The sequence below is a fragment of the Mesorhizobium sp. WSM4822 genome (genome assembly GCF_055811155.1).
This window is the reverse complement of sequence record NZ_JBVVQM010000004.1, coordinates 381541-397902: the sequence shown is the minus strand read 5'-3', so window position 1 is coordinate 397902 and position 16362 is coordinate 381541. Positions and strand designations below refer to the sequence as shown.

Genomic DNA, 16362 nt, shown 5'->3' with positions numbered 1-16362 from the left:
ATCTCGCCTCGTGTTTCCAAAAACCGCTTCCGATTTCCGGGGCGATGCGACGGCATTCATCAAGCGCTATCGCACCTCGATTAGGGCCGAATTGTGACAAGTCCGACGCGGCCCGACGGGTGTGAAAGGTCCTTCGGCCGGATCGGCATTCGCGGATCGACGGCACCGGCAAAAGCAATGCCGTTCAGCTTGCCAGCCCGTTCACAAGTTGCGTGTAGGCGCTCCTGGCGACCTCGGCCAGCCGCTCGCGCGGCAAGGAGCCGACCACGGCGCAGCCATAGCCCTTGTCCAGCCAGTAGACGGCCTCGGGCCCATCTTGCGCGGCGGCGTAGGTGCCCTTGGCATTCTCCGTCGATTCCGTGGTGACGAACAGCGATATACGCTGCCCATTGCCGTCCTCGTAAAGCAGCATGGCGGCCTTGCTCTCGCCTGCCGGCAACAGCCGGCCGCCGACCAGCTGGAATCCGTCGGCGGTCAGGTCCGGCGCCACCAGATTCAGCCCTATCCGGTTGGACAGCCATGTCTGCAGATGGTCCTTGTCGCTGGCCGGCACCTCGACGGCATGCCGCTTTTCGGCGGCATAGATGACATGAGCCGCGATTGCCTGCTCGGCCAGCCGATCTTCGGCCGGGTCCTCCTGGCCGATGCCATCGATGCCGGCAAAATAGCCACCAAGTCCGCCTACGGCCAGAAGCACGGCGGCAGCAGCGGCAAGCCACCAGCGTGAGCGTGGCACAGCTGCCTTGACCGGCACCTCGCCAAGCACGACCTTGTGCAAGTGCCCAGGCACGGCTTCGTCCAGCACGTCGGCGAAGGCGGCACGCAGCGCCGCCCGGTCGGCGGTGAAACGGGCGCTCCTGGCCTTCATCTCGGGATTGGCGTCGAGCCAGGCATCGTAGGCCGCGCGCTCATCGCCGGGCAGCTCGCCATCGAGCGCCATATGGATGTCACGTTCGGAAAAGTCGCGGCGGATCATTTCTCGACGATCCTTATCGCGCGGCGGCGCGCCGTGTCGTCCAGCAATCCGCGCAATTCCTCACGCCCGCGCGCAATGCGCGACATCAGCGTGCCCGCAGGCACGCCCAGAATGTTGGCGGCTTCGGCATAGGAAAAACCTTCGATGGCAACCATGACAAGGGCTGCGCGACGGTCGGGGCTGATCGCCTGCAATGCGTCGACGATCTCGCGCGAGGCAATGCTCTCCATCTGCTCGGCCGGCTGGGCAACGGCCTCGCCCGCCTCCAGCGGCAGCATCGCCGCCTCGCCGCGGCGGTTCACCTTGCGCATCTGGTCGATGAACAAATGATGCATGATCGTAAACAGCCACCTCCGGGGGCTTTCTCCCGTCTGCCAGTTGTCGAGCCGCACAAGCGCCCGCTCGAGGCAATCCTGGACAAGGTCGTCGGCAGCGTCGCGGTCGCGCAAAAGCGAGCGTGCGTAGCGGCGCAGGCGCGGTATTTCGCCAAGGATTGCTGCCTTCTTTTCGTCCATGACCGCTGGTTTCGAGGTCGCCCTTATTGATCCCAATTGAACGCGCCTTCCGGGCACGGCGCAAGCGGCCAGCGCGAAGCGGTCTCCCGCCCCGGTCACCCAAGCAATGCAATAACGCTGGCTAGTGCCGATTTATTCCCGGTCGGGGTGAAATCTTATTGTTCTTGCTTGCCTTTATCCGTTTTCCCGCGCCGCCCGCGTCAAAAGCCGCTGATAAAACAGGCCGATGCCGATCAGCACGGCGCCAAGGCCGATGAACGACAACGCCCTCAGCACACCTTCCAGCTCCGACATGTCGAAGATGAAGACCTTCAGCACGGCGATCGCGATCAGCGCGGCCGAGGCGACGCGCAGCACCTGCGATTTCAACCAGACACCGGCTGTGAGGAGCGCAACGCCAATCACCAGCCAAAGCGCCGAGTAGGTATAGGTTTCCAACTGGCCGAGGCCGCTCCACAAGCCGATGAACTCGCCCTTGAACAGGCGCCTCACCGACAGCGTGGCATAGGCGAAGGCAAGCACGGCAGCCACCACGGCCAGCATCTGCGCATACCATTTCGGCCGCTTGTCCCTGGCGTAGAGCGCCAGTCCCCCGGCGGCGACCGCAGGCAGGAGATAGGCGAGGAACAACAGGTTGAACACCGGGATCCGGCCTGTCGATTCGTCTGACAACAGCGGATTCAGCACGACGAAGTGCCTGACAACGATGAAGGCGACCGAGGCCACACCGGCGGCCATCGAACCATAGCGCAGCACCGAGCTTGGCGAGCGCATGTCGATGGCGACCAGGATGGCGCCGGCGCCGATGGCGATCAGGGTGTAGATCGACTGTTCGGCGAGCGTCATGGCACCCGTGTCGATGACGCCGCCGTGCATGGCGTGGCGCACCAGCATAGCGAGCGTGAGCAGCGCAAACAGCGCCGCAGCCGCCTCCATGGCAAGGCGCGGCCGGCCATTCGTGGTGCGCGCAAGCTGCCAGGCGGCAAAGCCGAAGGCCAGTGCCGGCACGCCGTAGCCTGGCAGCAGCCAGTTGAACACCGGCGTCGTCGACAGGAACCCGGCACCGACGATGGTCGGGTCGAAAGCGACGCGGCCAAGCACCGCGATCACCGCGCCGACCGAAATCCAGCCGAGCACCGGATAGGCGCGCCAGCGCGTAGTCAGCGCCGGCACGATGGCCGCCGCACCGAGCAGGATGGTGGTCCAGCCGGAATCGAAAGCCATATGCATCAGCAGCAGCCCGGCGATGGCCGCGCCGCCCAGGGCAAACGACACCGCGACACCGCCCTTGAGCGGCGGCTCCTCGGCCCGCGCGATCCACTCGCCGCCGGCGGCGAAAATGACGACCAGCAGTGCCGTTGCGGCGGCGTAGACAAGATCACGGTCGAGATTGCCGAATGTGAACCAGAGCGCCAGCAGGACGACAAGCGGGACGATGACGCCCCACGCTGCCCATGAGGCCGCGCGGATCTGTGTGCCGGCGGCGAACCGGCGTGCGGCCCAGAAGCCGGCGCCGATGAAGACCAGGCCGAGTACGATGCCGATGCGCAAGGTCAGCGCGTTGGACGTGGCCACCGGCAGTCCGTCGACGCCCAAGGCGCCGCTGGAAAAATCGGAAGCGATCGAGGTTGGCGGGATGATGCCGAGATAGATCAGCACCGTGACCAGTCCCGCGGCATAGAGGAGCGGCAGCGCCAGCGGACGATAAAGCGCGACCCCCACCATCGCGGCGATCACCACCGCGCCTGGCAAGGCGTAGCCGGCGGCAGCGAAGGCCGGGTCGACCGACAGGCCCAGCGCCGAGAATGCGACGAACAGGCCAGGCACGATGGACGGCCAGTCGAAAGCCCTGGCTGGTCCAGGTTCGTCGTCACGGCGAGCGAGCCAGACAAGGGCGAGCACGGCCAGCGTGACGGCGTCGATGAACAGAATGGCAGAGAGGTTCGCCCCCGGCGCATCGGTCATATAGAGGATGGTCCAGACACCGGTGCCGAAAAAGGCGGCCGCCACCAGTAATTTCCAGTCCCGCATGCGGGCGATGACGCCGGTGGCGGCAAGCACGATCGCGAGATAGCCGAAAAGCGCCCAGGGATTGGGTGCCTGCGAGGCGACCAGCACCGGCGTCACCATGGCGCCGACAAGGCCGATGCCGGCCAGCGCCTGGCCATGGACAAGAGCTGCCGCGATCGTCGCCACTCCGATGACGCCGAGCAGCGTGAAGGCGAGTGCCGGGCCGATGAAGCCGTAAATGCCATGCGCGGCATAGACGGTGCCGAACAGGATGAAGGCACCGGCAGCAGTCAGGATCGCTGGAATATAAGCGCCGCCGGCCCCTTGCACCGGCACCTTGAAGCCGGTGCGCCGGATGAACTCGCCGCCGGCGACCAGCACAAGGCCGAGCACGCCGGCCATGGCCAGCCGCACGCCGGGACCGAAAATGCCGGCTTCGATGGTGTAGCGGATCAGGAACAGGCCGCCCAGCGCCAGTGCGATGCCGCCAACCCAGACCGCCCAGCGGGTACCGAGCGCGGTTTCGACATCGGATTGGCGGGCGGCTTTCGCCGCTGCGGAAAGCTCCGCAGGTTCCACTGCCTTCGGTGCCGGTTCTGGAGCGGTCCACGGCCCGGAGACGATCTCGCCGGTCGAGTCTTCCGTGTCCGTGGCTGGCGCCGGGGCTGTGACCGCTGCGCTTACCTCCGGCGGGACAATATCGGCCGCGGCCGCTACGTCCGGAGCCATATCGGCGGGCGCGTTGTCGGCCACCGCCTGTTCGGACGGCCTGGCCGCAGGCGGCACGGCTCCCGAGAGCACAAGGCTGCGCAGTGCGCCAAGCTCGCGCTCGACAAGGCCGATGCGGCTCTGCTGGCGCGAAATGATGACGAACAAGGCGATGATGGCGACAAGGCCGATCAGGCTTTCAAACATGGCGGTTCCCCCAAACCAGGCCAGTTTTCACTGACATTCGTCTTACTGACATTCAAATGCGGCGGCCAAACGGCCAGAAAATCCAAGCTCGGAAAACTCAATGCGCCGCCAGTCAACGCGCCGCCAGATTGGCGGCCGGAAAGATCGAGCATGTTTCGGTGCCGAAAGCCAGCAGCTTGCCGCCGGCATCCTTCAGCGTCGCTTCCGACACCGCCAACGTGCGGCCCTTGTGAACAACCCTGCCCTCGCACACCACCTCGCCGGTCTTCGGCGTGATGGGACGCGTCAAATTCACCTTGAACTCCGCCGTGGTATAGGCCTCGCCCTTTTCGAGCATCGTCTGCACGGCACAGGCCAGCGCCGAATCGAGCAGCGTCGCCGCCCAGCCGCCATGCACGCTGCCCAGCGGATTGAGATGGCGCTCGCTCGGCATGCCACGAAAGACAGCGCGCCCTTCCGAGACTTCGGTGAGAGTGAAATTCAGCTGGAAGGAAATCGGCGGCGCCGGATACTTGCCGTCGACGATGCGCTGCAGCAATTCCAAACCGGTGTATTTCAGGATGTCGGCGTGCGGAATGGTGCCGAGGCCGAGCGGTGAGACCCGGCCAGGATAAAGTTCGACCTCGCTCATGTGATGATTTCTCTGGCTGCGTCTTCGCCAGCTATGGCCTTGCCGCGCGCGTGATGTTTGCGCAAGGCGGCGAGGAAGCCGGTACGAGCGTCCGGCGGCTCGATGCCGCGCGGCTCATAGACGTGGCGGTTGAAGAAGAAGCCGGTGAGCCGGAAGGCGTCGTCGACATCAGCCGCATCGGCGCGCAGGCCGGAGCCGCGCTGCAGGAAGGCCGGCAGAGCCAGCATCTTGTCGCGCCACGGCAAACCGGCTTCGCGCGATACCGCACGTCCCGACTTCGGTGAGACATAGGCCAGGTCCTGTCGCGTGCCGGTGGCGGCGCATTGGCTGAGATCGAGGCCGAAGCCGAGTTCGTCCAGCACCAGAAGCTCGAAGCGCGCCACCAGTTCGCCGGCAACGTCGGCGTCGTCGAGATGGACGATCATCACGGCAAGCGTTTCGTAGAGACCTTCATGCGCGTCGCGCTCGGGCAGCAGGCGCAGATGCGCGGCCATGGTCTGCAATCCGTAGACGGCGACGGCGCTGTCCATCAACCGGGCCGCGTTCATCTCGATCGCCTCGGCCTGGAACGTGCCGAGGTGCTCGTCAAGGCGCGCTCGCCACAACAGGTCGACACGGTTGCCGGGCTGGAGCACAGGCTGCTGCTTGCGCGAACGGCCGCCACGAACAAGGCCGAGATGACGGCCATGCGCTCGCGTCAACACCTCGAGAATGGCGCTGGTTTCGCCATGCTTGCGGGTGCCGAGAATGATTCCCTCGTCGCGCCATTCCATTTCAGGAGCTTTTCACCGATCGGGTGGCGAAATCAAGGTATGGGCTTGGCCCCCGGGTAACTCTCATGCCAATGCATAAAAAACCGCCCGCAGCGATGTGCTGCGGGCGGGCTGGTGGGGTCAGTCGATCCGTTAGAAATTGCGCTGGAAGCGAACGATGCCGCCGACGCTGCTCTTCTTGTCGGCCTTCGTCCAGTTGTTGAAGTCCAAGTCGTCGAATTTTCCTGCATTGAGGTAATCGACTTCAGTCGTGATCGTAAAGCCGGGCACAATGGTATAGGCCACGTTGGCCGCGACGCCGAGGTTCTTCCAGTCGTCATAGGAGACCTGGGCGTTGAACGAGGTCTTGTCGTTGAACTTGTAGGTGCCGCCGCCCCAGATCGCCCAGTTTCCGCCCCATGGCTTATATTGGGTACGGCCTGTGCCGAAGTCGTTGATGTTGTCGTTGGTGCCGTAGCCGCCCATGACGAACAGCGTCAGTTCCTTGCTGACGTTGACGTCCAAACGGACCTTGCCGGACACTTCCTCATAATTGCTGTCATAGGCCACGACGCCGGTGATCGCACCCCAGTCGCCCTTGTACTTCAAACCGCCGACGAAATGCGGAACATAGCTGTCGATCGTGTTGACGCCGGTGCCTTCTTCGAGCGAGACCACGCCCGTGAAGCCGCTGCCTGCGTCGAAGTAGTAGCTGATGAGATTGGTATCCTTGACACCATACGGGATGAGCGTGTCCTGGATGACGTTGCCGGCATAGCCGATGAACTGGTCGTATACCGTTTCATCCTTACCGACGCGCAGGCCACCGAGCTGGATCCAGGCGAAGTTGAGGGTGGTGGCCTTGTTGCCGGCCTGCCAGCCGGTGCCGTCACCGGTATAGTCGCCGGAAGAGTTGCCGAACTGGAAGCGGGTCTCGGTGAAGGTCTTCAATGTGCCGAGCTCGGTTTCCTGGCCGGTATAAGTCCTCAGCGTGAAGCGCATGTTCTTGTAGTAGGTGTCGTTCCTATCGCCGTCCATGTGATCGGCAACGTTATTGGCGCCATCCAGCGCGCCGGAATCGCCGACGCCCATGTCGTAGCGGAGGTAGCCGCCGATGCGCAGGCAGGTCTCGGTGCCCGGAATGTAGAAGTAACCGGCGCCGTAGACGTCGCAGATCTTGACGTATTCGGCCGGTTCCGGTTCGGCGACGACGACAGCGTCGGCGGCGCGCGCGCCGCTGACCGCGATCAGGGCCGCGGCTGAGCCGAGAAGGAGGCTCTTGATGTTCATTTTCTGACCTCTCCAGTCATAGTTATAAATGGCTTCGGATTGTGGCTGGCGGCAATGTTTTCCCGCCTCACCCCCACAACGAAAAAGGCTCACACCGCTCGCCCTTTTCAGCGGCGAACATACCCATCGATCATCTGCCTTCGATGACGATTTCCGGAATAATGACAATTCCCCAAACAGATTAATGCCGTGTTGCACAAATAACACTTGATAATCCGACGAGCGATACAAATGGCACAATGTCATTTATTAAATATATATACGGATAATTTCGCGGCTAACTATACTGATAACGTGTTATATTTCCAAAATGTCCGCATAATACGCAAAATATACCTCAATTCCGTCGAAATTTATCCGATTCTTGCCGCCTCCCCTTCTGTTGCCAGATAACGCCCATCTGCAAATCCCGCTCTGATACCGAGGCGAAAAGCGGGATGACGCTTCCAAGGGTGTCTGCCCCTCCAAGGCGGTCGAAACTTCCTGGAGTGCCGTCGTGTCGCCGATTGTGACAGCAGCCAGCCGTTGAAAAACGATTCCTCCGTGACGCCCTCTCAGTCGACCTGAACGACGCAGGCGATGCGCTCCCCTCCGCCTCGATCAGGCGGGTGGGCACGCATAGGTCCGGGAAAGCATCGCCTCGGCCAGAATGTCCCTGGTCGCGCCATACGGGGGCGGATGGATCGGCGACAGGATCAGGATCTGGTGGGCGAGAGCGCCTTGAACGTTTGGCGCCTCACCCCCGCCGCTCGTGATCGGCAAGCACCTCATCGATCACATGACGGGATTTTTCAACCTCGACAGGGTTGACGTCGATCTGTCCAGCTACCGTGATCAGCGCCTTCCAAAGCGTCCAGCCACGACCACGCGCCCGCCTCATCGGCTGGAAGGCCGGCGCGAAACGCCTCCCGGCTTTTGCCTTCAAACAATGTCCAGGCAATCGCCAGATCGCAGGCGGGATCGCCAACGCCGGAGGTTCCGAAGTCGATCACCGCGCCCAACCGGCCTTGCCTGACCAGCAGGTTTCCCCAACTGACGTCGCCGTGGAACCAGACCGGCGCACCGTGCCATGGCGCGGCAAGTGCTGCCTCCCACACCGCACGGGCTGCGACCGTACGATCTTGCCGTCGAGGGCTGCAATCGCTTGCCGGGTTTCGCCATCGTAGACGCTGAGTGCTCCGCCGCGAAAGAAGTTGCGTTGTCCCGACGCCGGTCCGCCAGTGGCATCGATCATTTGCAAGGCGACCAGGAACGCGGCCAGGTCGGTCGCGAATCGCGGCAAGCTGGCGATACGCTCGCGCTCTGCCGTCTCGCCTTCGATCCAGCGGTAAACGGACCAGTGCCAGGGATAGCTTTCGGCCGGAACTCCCATCGCCAGCGGCACCGGGATCGGCAGCGGCAACAGAGGTGCGAGCCTCGGCAGCCAGCGATGCTCCTTTTCCACCTGCAGGGAATAGGCCGCGGCGCTTGGCAGCCGCACGGTCATCTCGTCGCCGAGATGAAAGGTCCTGTTGTCCCAGCCGCCAAACTCGACGGGCCTGACCGCAAGCTCCTTCCAACGGGGAAACTGCGTGGCGATCAATCGGCTGACAAGCGCTATGTCGATGTTCGGCTTGCTGACCATCGAGCCTAGCGCGGAAACTCGAGCCCCATCTCGCGATAGCGCTCAGGGTCGTCGCCCCAGTTCTCGCGCACCTTGACGAACAGGAACAGGTGCACCTTCTGTTCGAGGATGCCCGCTATCTCCATGCGTGCCGCCTGGCCGATGGCGCGGATTGTCTCGCCCTTGTGGCCAAGAACGATCTTCTTCTGGCTGTCGCGCTCGACATAGATGGTCTGGTCGATGCGCACCGAGCCATCCGGCTTCTCTTCCCATTTCTCGGTCTCGATATGCGAGGAATAGGGCAGTTCCTGATGCAGCCTTAGATACAGCTTCTCGCGCGTGATCTCGGCCGCGAGCTGGCGCATCGGCAGGTCCGAGATCTGGTCTTCCGGATAGTACCAGGGGCCGACCGGCAGAGCCTCGGCCAGATAATCGAGCACGTCCTTGCAGCCGGAACCGGTCAGCGCCGACACCATGAAGGTGCGCTTGAACGGCACCCTTTCGTTCGCTGCCGCCGACAGAGCGAGCAGCGCTTCGTGCTTGACGCGGTCGACCTTGTTGAGGATCAGCACCATCGGCTGGCGCACATCCTTCAGCCGTTCGAGGATGGCGTCGGCGTCGCCCCTGATGCCGCGTTCGGCATCGATCAAAAGCAGCACGATGTCGGCGTCCTTGGCCCCGCCCCAGGCGGTGGTCACCATCGCCGTGTCGAGCCTCCGCTTCGGCTTGAAGATGCCGGGCGTGTCGACAAAAACGATCTGCGCATTGTCATGCGTGGCGATGCCGCGCACGATGGCGCGGGTCGTCTGCACCTTGTGGGTGACGATCGACACCTTGGCGCCCACCAATTGGTTGACCAGCGTCGACTTGCCCGCATTGGGCGCGCCGATCAGCGCGACAAAACCGGAATGCGTGGCGGCGGCTGCGGTCGCCGGCTCTTCGGTAGCGGTCATGCCGCACTCCCTTCACTGGAGGGTCGCGCGCCCTCCGATTTTTGGGCCGATGTGGTGGCCCAGACGCCTTCGCGCACAAGAAATGCCGAAGCCGCCGCTTCTTCGGCAACCCTGCGGGAGCCGCCAGTGCCGCTTATCGGCGCAAAACCGCGGACCTGCAAGGACACGGTGAAGACGGGCTGGTGGTCCGGGCCTTCGCGTTTTTCGATCACGTATTCGGGTCTGATATCGCTGGTCTTGGCAATCCATTCCTGCAGATCGGATTTCGGATTGAGCGGCTTTGTTATCACCGTATGCGAGCGCGGTTCCCAGTAGCGCAGGACAAACCGCCGCGCGGCCTCGATGCCACCGTCAACGTAAACCGCCGCGATCAGGGCTTCGACCGCATCCGCCAGATAGTTTCCGCCCGAGCCACGCGACCGCATCTTCAAGGCAGAATCGGCGCGGACCAGATCTTCCAGCTGCATTTCGATGCCGATCTCGGAGCATGTCCGCGCATCGACCAGCGCATTGAAACGCGGCGCGATTTCACCTTCCGGCGCATCGGGAAATTTTTCGAAAAGCATATCGGCGACGACAAGCCCGAGCACGCGGTCGCCAAGAAATTCAAGACGCTGGTTGTTGGTGGCGGCCTTGACCGCACTGGAATGCGTCAAGGCGGTCTCGAGCAAGCGGATATCCTTGAAGACGTGGCCGGTCTTGGCTTTTACCAAACCGGCCAGAGTTTCGCCTGTCGGACGCTTCAAAGCCATCAATTGACGAAGTGGAACAGGCGCGAAGCGCGCATCAGCGACGGCCATTTCCAGATTTCGAGAGGGCTCGCCTTGCCAGCGATCGAGAAGAAAACAAGATTGGCGCGGCCAACCAGATTTTCCGCGGGAACGTAGCCGACGGTGAAACGGCTGTCGGCGGAATTGTCCCGGTTGTCGCCCATCATGAAATAGTGGCCGGGCGGCACATCGAATTCGCGGGTGTTGTCGCCGATCGAGTTCGAATTCAGGTCGAGCGTGTCGTAGCTGACGCCGTTGGGCAAGGTCTCACGATAGACATCGATCGGGCGCGATTCCTCGGTGATGTCGGGATTGTCGATCTGGCCTGTTTTCACGCGCGGCACGCCGACGCCGTTGATGAACAGCTGGCCGTCCTTGACCTGGATCTTGTCACCCGGCAGGCCGACAACGCGCTTGATGTAGTCGACGGACGGATCAGGCGGGAACTTGAACACCGCCACGTCGCCGCGCTTCGGCTCGGCGCCCCAGATACGGCCCGAAAAGATGTCGGGGCCGAAAGGCAGCGAGTACCGCGAATAGCCATAGGACCATTTGGTGACGAACAGATAGTCGCCTTCAAGAAGCGTCGGCCGCATTGATCCCGACGGGATCGAAAAAGGCTGGAACAGCAGCGTGCGGATGACCAGGGCGAGCAAAAGCGCCTGGACGATGACGCTGACGGTCTCGCCAAGCCCGCCGGATTTCTTCTCGGATTTTTCAGCCACGCTCATGTCGTCCTCGATTGTGCGTTGGATGGTATAGAGTCTCGGCGCGCGCTGGGCAACGTCAATGCCGGTCGTCAGAGGCAATCAATGTGGCGCTTCTTCGACGGGCAGCGCCTCGATGATCACAAAGGCTTGAGCGAGCGGGAAATCATCCGTGATGGTGAGGTGGATTGCCGCCCGATGGCCCTTTGGCAGGATCTTGTCCAGCCTGGCCTTCGCTCCTCCCGTCAGAGCCATGGTCGGCGCGCCACTGGGCAGGTTGACGACACCCATGTCGCGCCAGAACACGCCCTGCGCCATACCGGTGCCCAGCGCCTTGGCGCAGGCCTCCTTGGCGGCGAAGCGTTTGGCATAAGAGGCCGCGCGGGCGCGTCGATTGTCGGAACGCGCCTGTTCGATCTCGGTGTAGATTCTCTGAATGAAGCGCTGACCGTGACGCTCCAGCGATTTCTCGATGCGTCTGATGTCGATAAGGTCGCTGCCGATGCCGATGATCATCGCGCGGTGGAATCGATGCTTGCGCCGGGATGGGGCGATTGCGCATGCCGGCTTGCGCGCTCGGCCAGACGTTTGCGTCGCTGTTCGCGGAAAGCGTTCATGCCCCAGCGCGTGATGGCGTAGAACAGCAGCCCGAAGGCGAGCCCGAGCGGAACCGCGCCTATCAGCATCGGTTCAAGGACCGGTTTCCACAATTGCGCGAAGGAGAGGTTGTGCAACATCTCGCCCAGATGTGCCGGCGGCCCATGCGTCGGCAAGCGGTCATGCAGGATGAGCTTGCCCGTTTCCCACGACGCCCCCCATAGCAACGGGAAGGTCAGGGGGTTGCCGAAAAAAACCGCGCCGAGAGCGGCCGCCACCAGATTGCCGGCGATCACCCAGCACAGGAGGGCAGCGATGATGAAATGGAAACCGACGGGAAAGAATGAAGCGAAGACCCCCGCTGCAACGCCGGCCGCCACCGCATGCGGTGTGGCCTTCAGCCGCAGGATGCGCTTGGAAAAATACTGAAGCGAGCGCGAAAATGAGCGGCGCGGCCAAAGGTAGGTACGCACCCGCTCATAAAGGCCATCAGGCTTGCGGCGTCGAAAAAGCACTCTGTTCCCGTTCCACGGCTCCCGCAACGGCACCTTAGCCGGGCGTGGTAGCCACATCTTGCGCTTGACGATCACCCAATGGCAATCGCAAGCATGATATAACGACGCGCTGACAGAAGAACAACCAAGCACCGTCTGTCCGATGCGCACTCGTCGCCGCCCCTCGGGGTGGTTCATGCTTCGAACATTGGACAATCGCGGCGAATTTAAGGAAAACTGGCAGTCGCTTTTTCGAAGAGCACCAGCGCTACGGCAGGTATTCGCTGACCTCGACCAGATTGCCGTCCGGGTCGCGGAAATAGACCGACATCATCGGACCGCGGGCCCCGATACGTTCAACCGGACCGAGTTCCACCGCCACACCATTGGCCGCGAGCCGGGCACGGACCTCATCCAGTGGCCCGTCCGTGACCAAGCAGAAATCGCTCGAGCCCGGAGCCGGCGACTTCGCCTTCGGCTCGAAAGTGCGGCCGACCTCATGCACATTGATCTTATGGATACCGAAAGCCAGCGCCGTCGGCCGATCCGCCGCGTCGATGCGCTCAAAACCCAGCACGCGCTGGTAAAACTCACAGGTCACTTCCAGCGAAGCGACCGTCAGCACGAAATGATCGATGCCGGTGATCATTTCCAATTTGTCTTCACGCATGTCGCTTTCCCCAAAACCGCCGCACACTGTTGGGTGAAAAAATGCCCCGTCAGATGTTGCGGCTGCCGGGCTTGATCGCCGGGATGGCGGCAAGCTCCGGCGGCAGCCGGTCGGCCGGATAGGCCGGGACCTCATACTCGGCCAGCGCGATGAGCGGCACACCGACATCGGTCTTGCCAGCCGAACGGTCGATGATGCAGGCCGCGGCCACTACCTCGGCGCCAAGATCGCGCAGGCACTCGATGGTCTCTCGGATCGACAGGCCAGTGGTGACGATGTCCTCGACGATGACGACACGCGAACCCCTGGCGATCTCGAAGCGGCGCAAGCGGAACTCGCCGCCTTCCCGCTCGACCCAGATCGCCGGCACGCGGAGATGGCGCGAGGTCTCGTAGGCTGGGATCAGCCCGCCGATCGCCGGGCCGACGACATAGTCGATCTTGCCGGGCACGCCTGCGCGGATTTTCTCCGCCAGCGCCTTGCACAGTAGCTCGGTCTTGTCGGCATGCATGAACACGCGCGCCTTCTGCAGGAAGACCGGACTGCGCAGGCCCGAGGTCAAAATGAAATGCCCTTCCAGAACAGCACCCGCCTCGCGGAAAATGCCCAGCACTTCATCGGTGTTCATTTCTGCCTCTTTTTGATTGACCATGACTTTGTCCGAAACCGGAGCATGATCTAGCCATTGACGCGTCTTGCGTCGCTGACGCTCGAATTGTCCTTGAGCTGCGACAGCAGCCGGTTGAGGTGCTTGAGATCCCAGACTTCGAGATCGATCAGCATTTCGGTGAAGTCGGGCGCAGTGCGCACCATCGACAGCGTATGGATATTGGCGTCGTTCGAGGCAACCACCTGCGCTATATCGGCGAGTGACCCCGGCGCGTTGATGGCGGTGACCGAGACACGCGCCGGAAAGCGTTCCTTGGTGCGCTCGTCGATGTCCCAGCGCACGTCTATCCAGCGCTCGGGCTGGTCGTCGAACGCCTGCAGCGCCGGCGACTGGATCGGATAGATGGTGATGCCGGTGCCCGGCTGGACGATGCCGACGATGCGATCGCCAGGCACTGCCCCTTCCGGCGCGAAACGCACAGGCAGATCACCGCGCACGCCGCGGATCGGCACGGCGCCATCGCGTGGCTGGTCCTTGTCCTTGCGCGCGGCGCGACCCGGAATCTGGAACAACATGCCGGCCGCATTGCGGATCTTCGACCAGCCCTCCTCGCGCGGCTTGGGGACGGCCGTGGTGACGCGCTCATCCTTGTAGTCGGGGAATACCGCCTTCATGACGTCGGTGGAGGCGAGCTCGCCGCGCCCGACGGAGGCCAGCACATCCTCGATGTCCTTGCGCGCCAGCCTGTGCAGCACCTGCTTCAGGCTCTCCTTGGTGAAGGTCTTGCCGGCACGCTCGAAGGCGCGTTCCAGGATGCGGATGCCGAGACCCGAATATTGCTTGCGGATGGCGTTCTTGGTGGCACGGCGGATGGCCGAGCGCGCCTTGCCGGTGACGACGACCGATTCCCATGCCGCCGGCGGCACCTGCGCCTTGGAGCGGATGATCTCGACCTCATCGCCGTTCTTCAGCTCCGTCATCAGCGGCATGATGCGGCCGTTGACCTTGGCACCGACGCAGGTGTCGCCGACATCGGTGTGCACCGCGTAGGCGAAATCGATCGGCGTCGCGCCGCGCGGCAGCGCAATCAACATGCCTTTCGGGGTGAAGCAGAACACCTGGTCCTGGAACAGCTCCAGCTTGGTATTTTCGAGGAAATCCTCGGGGTTGTCGCCTTCGGCAAGCTGCTCGATGGTGCGCCGCAGCCAGGCATAGGCGTTGGTTTCCTTCGAAATCGCGTGGGCGGCGCCATTCGTCTTGCCGCCGGTGTCCTTGTAGATCGAATGGGCGGCGACGCCGTATTCGGCGATCTTGTTCATCTCGCGGGTGCGGATTTGCAGCTCGACACGCTGGCGCGACGGGCCGACGATGGTGGTGTGGATCGACCGATAATCGTTCTGCTTCGGCGTCGAGATGTAGTCCTTGAAGCGGCCCGGCACCATCGACCACGCGGTGTGGATGGCGCCAAGCGCCCTGTAACAATCCTCGACCGTGTCGACGACGACGCGGAAGCCGAAAATATCCGAGAGCTGCTCGAAGGACAGCGCCTTGGCCTCCATCTTGCGGAACACCGACCACGGCTTCTTCTGCCGGCTCTTCACGCCGGCGTTGATCGCATGCTTCTCGAACAGCGTGGACAGCGCCTTTTCGATGTCCGTCAGCACGCCCTTGTTGCGCTCGAAGATTTCGGCAAGCCGTGCGGTGACGGCGCGATAGGCTTCCGGATTGATGAAGCGGAAGGCGATCTCTTCCAGCTCCTCGCGCATGCCTTGCATGCCCATGCGGCCGGCCAGCGGCGCGTAGATATCCATCGTCTCCTCGGCGATGCGCAGGCGCTTGGCCTCCGGCATGTGGTCGAGGGTGCGCATATTGTGCAGGCGGTCGGCGAGCTTGACCAGCAGCACGCGGACATCTTCTGAAATCGCCAGCAGAAGCTTTCTCAGGTTTTCCGCCTGCTCGGCCTTCTTCGAGACGAGATCGAGCTTCTTCAGCTTGGTCAGGCCCTCGACCAGCTTGCCCATTTCGGGGCCGAACAGATCGTCGATCTCGGCCCGTGTGGCGGTCGTGTCCTCGATCGTGTCGTGCAGCAGGGCGACCGCGATCGTCGCCTCGTCCATATGCATCTCGGTGAGGATGGCGGCGACTTCGAGCGGGTGCGAGAAATACGGGTCGCCGGAAGCGCGCTTCTGGTGGCCATGCTTCTGCATGGCATAGACATAGGCCTTGTTGAGCAACGCCTCGTTGACGTCAGGCTTGTAGCGCTGGACGCGCTCGACAAGCTCATACTGACGCATCATGGGCGAGATCTCGCAGCGGTGAAATGAATCATGCGCCGCACTGCTGTACGGCGCATGTCATAGATAGCCACGAAACTGCCAGGACGGAAGTGCCGGATGCTTGATCCAGGCTCTTAGTAGTCGTCGCTCTTTTCCGGTGGCACCAGACCCTCGATGCCGGCCAGGAGATCTTCCTCGGTCATGCGGTCGAAGGTGATGTTCTCCTCGGTGTCGTCGGCATCGGTGGCAGCAACGGCGGTGCCGGTCTGATCGGCAATCGCCTCGCCATCGGCCTCGGGCTCGTCGACCTCGACATGCTTCTGCAGCGAATGGATCAGATCTTCCTTGAGGTCGTCGGGCGACAGCGTCTCATCGGCGATCTCGCGCAGCGCCACGACCGGGTTCTTGTCGTTGTCACGCGGCACGGTGATCGGCGCGCCCTGGCTGATCTGCCGGGCACGGTGGCCGGCAAGCAGCACCAGTTCGAAGCGGTTGTCGACCTTGTCGATGCAATCTTCAACGGTTACGCGGGCCATGGATTGCCCCTTTCATGCGATGGATTTGATGGAAAACAGGCGCGGTCCATAACCCGA

Annotated in this window: 15 protein-coding genes and 1 pseudogene; all 16 read right to left on the bottom strand. The window is 62.8% G+C overall.

Translation table 11 applies throughout. The features are described 5' to 3' along the window. Nucleotides 1–184: 184 nt before the first annotated feature. Nucleotides 185–976, bottom strand: coding sequence for an anti-sigma factor family protein (locus AC0L3E_RS12560; protein ID WP_127321389.1), 792 nt, complete (start codon nucleotides 974–976; stop codon nucleotides 185–187). Further along, entirely contained in the window at nucleotides 973–1491 is a 519-nt protein-coding gene (locus tag AC0L3E_RS12555) for an RNA polymerase sigma factor (RefSeq protein WP_127327234.1), read from the bottom strand. Before AC0L3E_RS12555 ends, AC0L3E_RS12560 begins: the two co-directional genes overlap by 4 nt. A 174-nt stretch (nucleotides 1492–1665) precedes the next feature. Continuing rightward, nucleotides 1666–4416, bottom strand: a complete 2751-nt coding sequence (locus AC0L3E_RS12550; protein WP_473604878.1) for a DUF2339 domain-containing protein — start codon at nucleotides 4414–4416, stop codon at nucleotides 1666–1668. Between the two features lie 112 nt (nucleotides 4417–4528). Next, nucleotides 4529–5047 (bottom strand): PaaI family thioesterase, encoded by a 519-nt coding sequence (locus tag AC0L3E_RS12545; protein ID WP_473604877.1) that lies wholly within the window; start codon nucleotides 5045–5047, stop codon nucleotides 4529–4531. Then, on the bottom strand, nucleotides 5044–5820 hold the full coding sequence (gene recO / locus AC0L3E_RS12540; protein WP_127321915.1) for a DNA repair protein RecO: 777 nt from the start codon (nucleotides 5818–5820) through the stop codon (nucleotides 5044–5046). Before recO ends, AC0L3E_RS12545 begins: the two co-directional genes overlap by 4 nt. Nucleotides 5821–5952: 132 nt before the next feature. Next, nucleotides 5953–7089: a porin gene (locus AC0L3E_RS12535; protein WP_128307439.1), complete on the bottom strand. Its 1137-nt coding sequence runs from the start codon at nucleotides 7087–7089 to the stop codon at nucleotides 5953–5955. Between the two features lie 791 nt (nucleotides 7090–7880). Then, nucleotides 7881–8575: pseudogene (locus AC0L3E_RS12530) on the bottom strand (aminoglycoside phosphotransferase family protein). 143 nt (nucleotides 8576–8718) lie between these two features. Further along, the gene (era, locus tag AC0L3E_RS12525) at nucleotides 8719–9645 is read right to left on the bottom strand and encodes a GTPase Era (protein ID WP_027038032.1); all 927 of its coding nucleotides are present in this window, start codon (nucleotides 9643–9645) and stop codon (nucleotides 8719–8721) included. Continuing rightward, entirely contained in the window at nucleotides 9642–10397 is a 756-nt protein-coding gene (rnc, locus tag AC0L3E_RS12520) for a ribonuclease III (protein WP_127267164.1), read from the bottom strand. The genes era and rnc overlap by 4 nt, the downstream gene beginning before the upstream one ends. Next, a complete protein-coding gene (gene lepB / locus AC0L3E_RS12515; RefSeq protein WP_127267160.1) occupies nucleotides 10397–11146 on the bottom strand; it encodes a signal peptidase I in 750 nt (249 codons plus the stop codon). Before lepB ends, rnc begins: the two co-directional genes overlap by 1 nt. Nucleotides 11147–11224: 78 nt before the next feature. Next, entirely contained in the window at nucleotides 11225–11638 is a 414-nt protein-coding gene (gene acpS / locus AC0L3E_RS12510; RefSeq protein ID WP_473604876.1) for a holo-ACP synthase, read from the bottom strand. Next, nucleotides 11635–12234: a DUF2062 domain-containing protein gene (locus AC0L3E_RS12505; protein WP_473604913.1), complete on the bottom strand. Its 600-nt coding sequence runs from the start codon at nucleotides 12232–12234 to the stop codon at nucleotides 11635–11637. Before AC0L3E_RS12505 ends, acpS begins: the two co-directional genes overlap by 4 nt. A gap of 247 nt (nucleotides 12235–12481) precedes the next feature. Beyond that, nucleotides 12482–12883: a VOC family protein gene (locus AC0L3E_RS12500; RefSeq protein WP_127322856.1), complete on the bottom strand. Its 402-nt coding sequence runs from the start codon at nucleotides 12881–12883 to the stop codon at nucleotides 12482–12484. Between the two features lie 49 nt (nucleotides 12884–12932). Further along, entirely contained in the window at nucleotides 12933–13511 is a 579-nt protein-coding gene (gene pyrE, locus AC0L3E_RS12495) for an orotate phosphoribosyltransferase (protein ID WP_127267157.1), read from the bottom strand. A 50-nt stretch (nucleotides 13512–13561) separates the two neighbouring features. Next, entirely contained in the window at nucleotides 13562–15790 is a 2229-nt protein-coding gene (locus AC0L3E_RS12490) for a RelA/SpoT family protein (RefSeq protein ID WP_023812864.1), read from the bottom strand. 113 nt (nucleotides 15791–15903) lie between these two features. Next, the gene (gene rpoZ, locus AC0L3E_RS12485) at nucleotides 15904–16305 is read right to left on the bottom strand and encodes a DNA-directed RNA polymerase subunit omega (protein ID WP_127382612.1); all 402 of its coding nucleotides are present in this window, start codon (nucleotides 16303–16305) and stop codon (nucleotides 15904–15906) included. Nucleotides 16306–16362 lie beyond the last annotated feature (57 nt).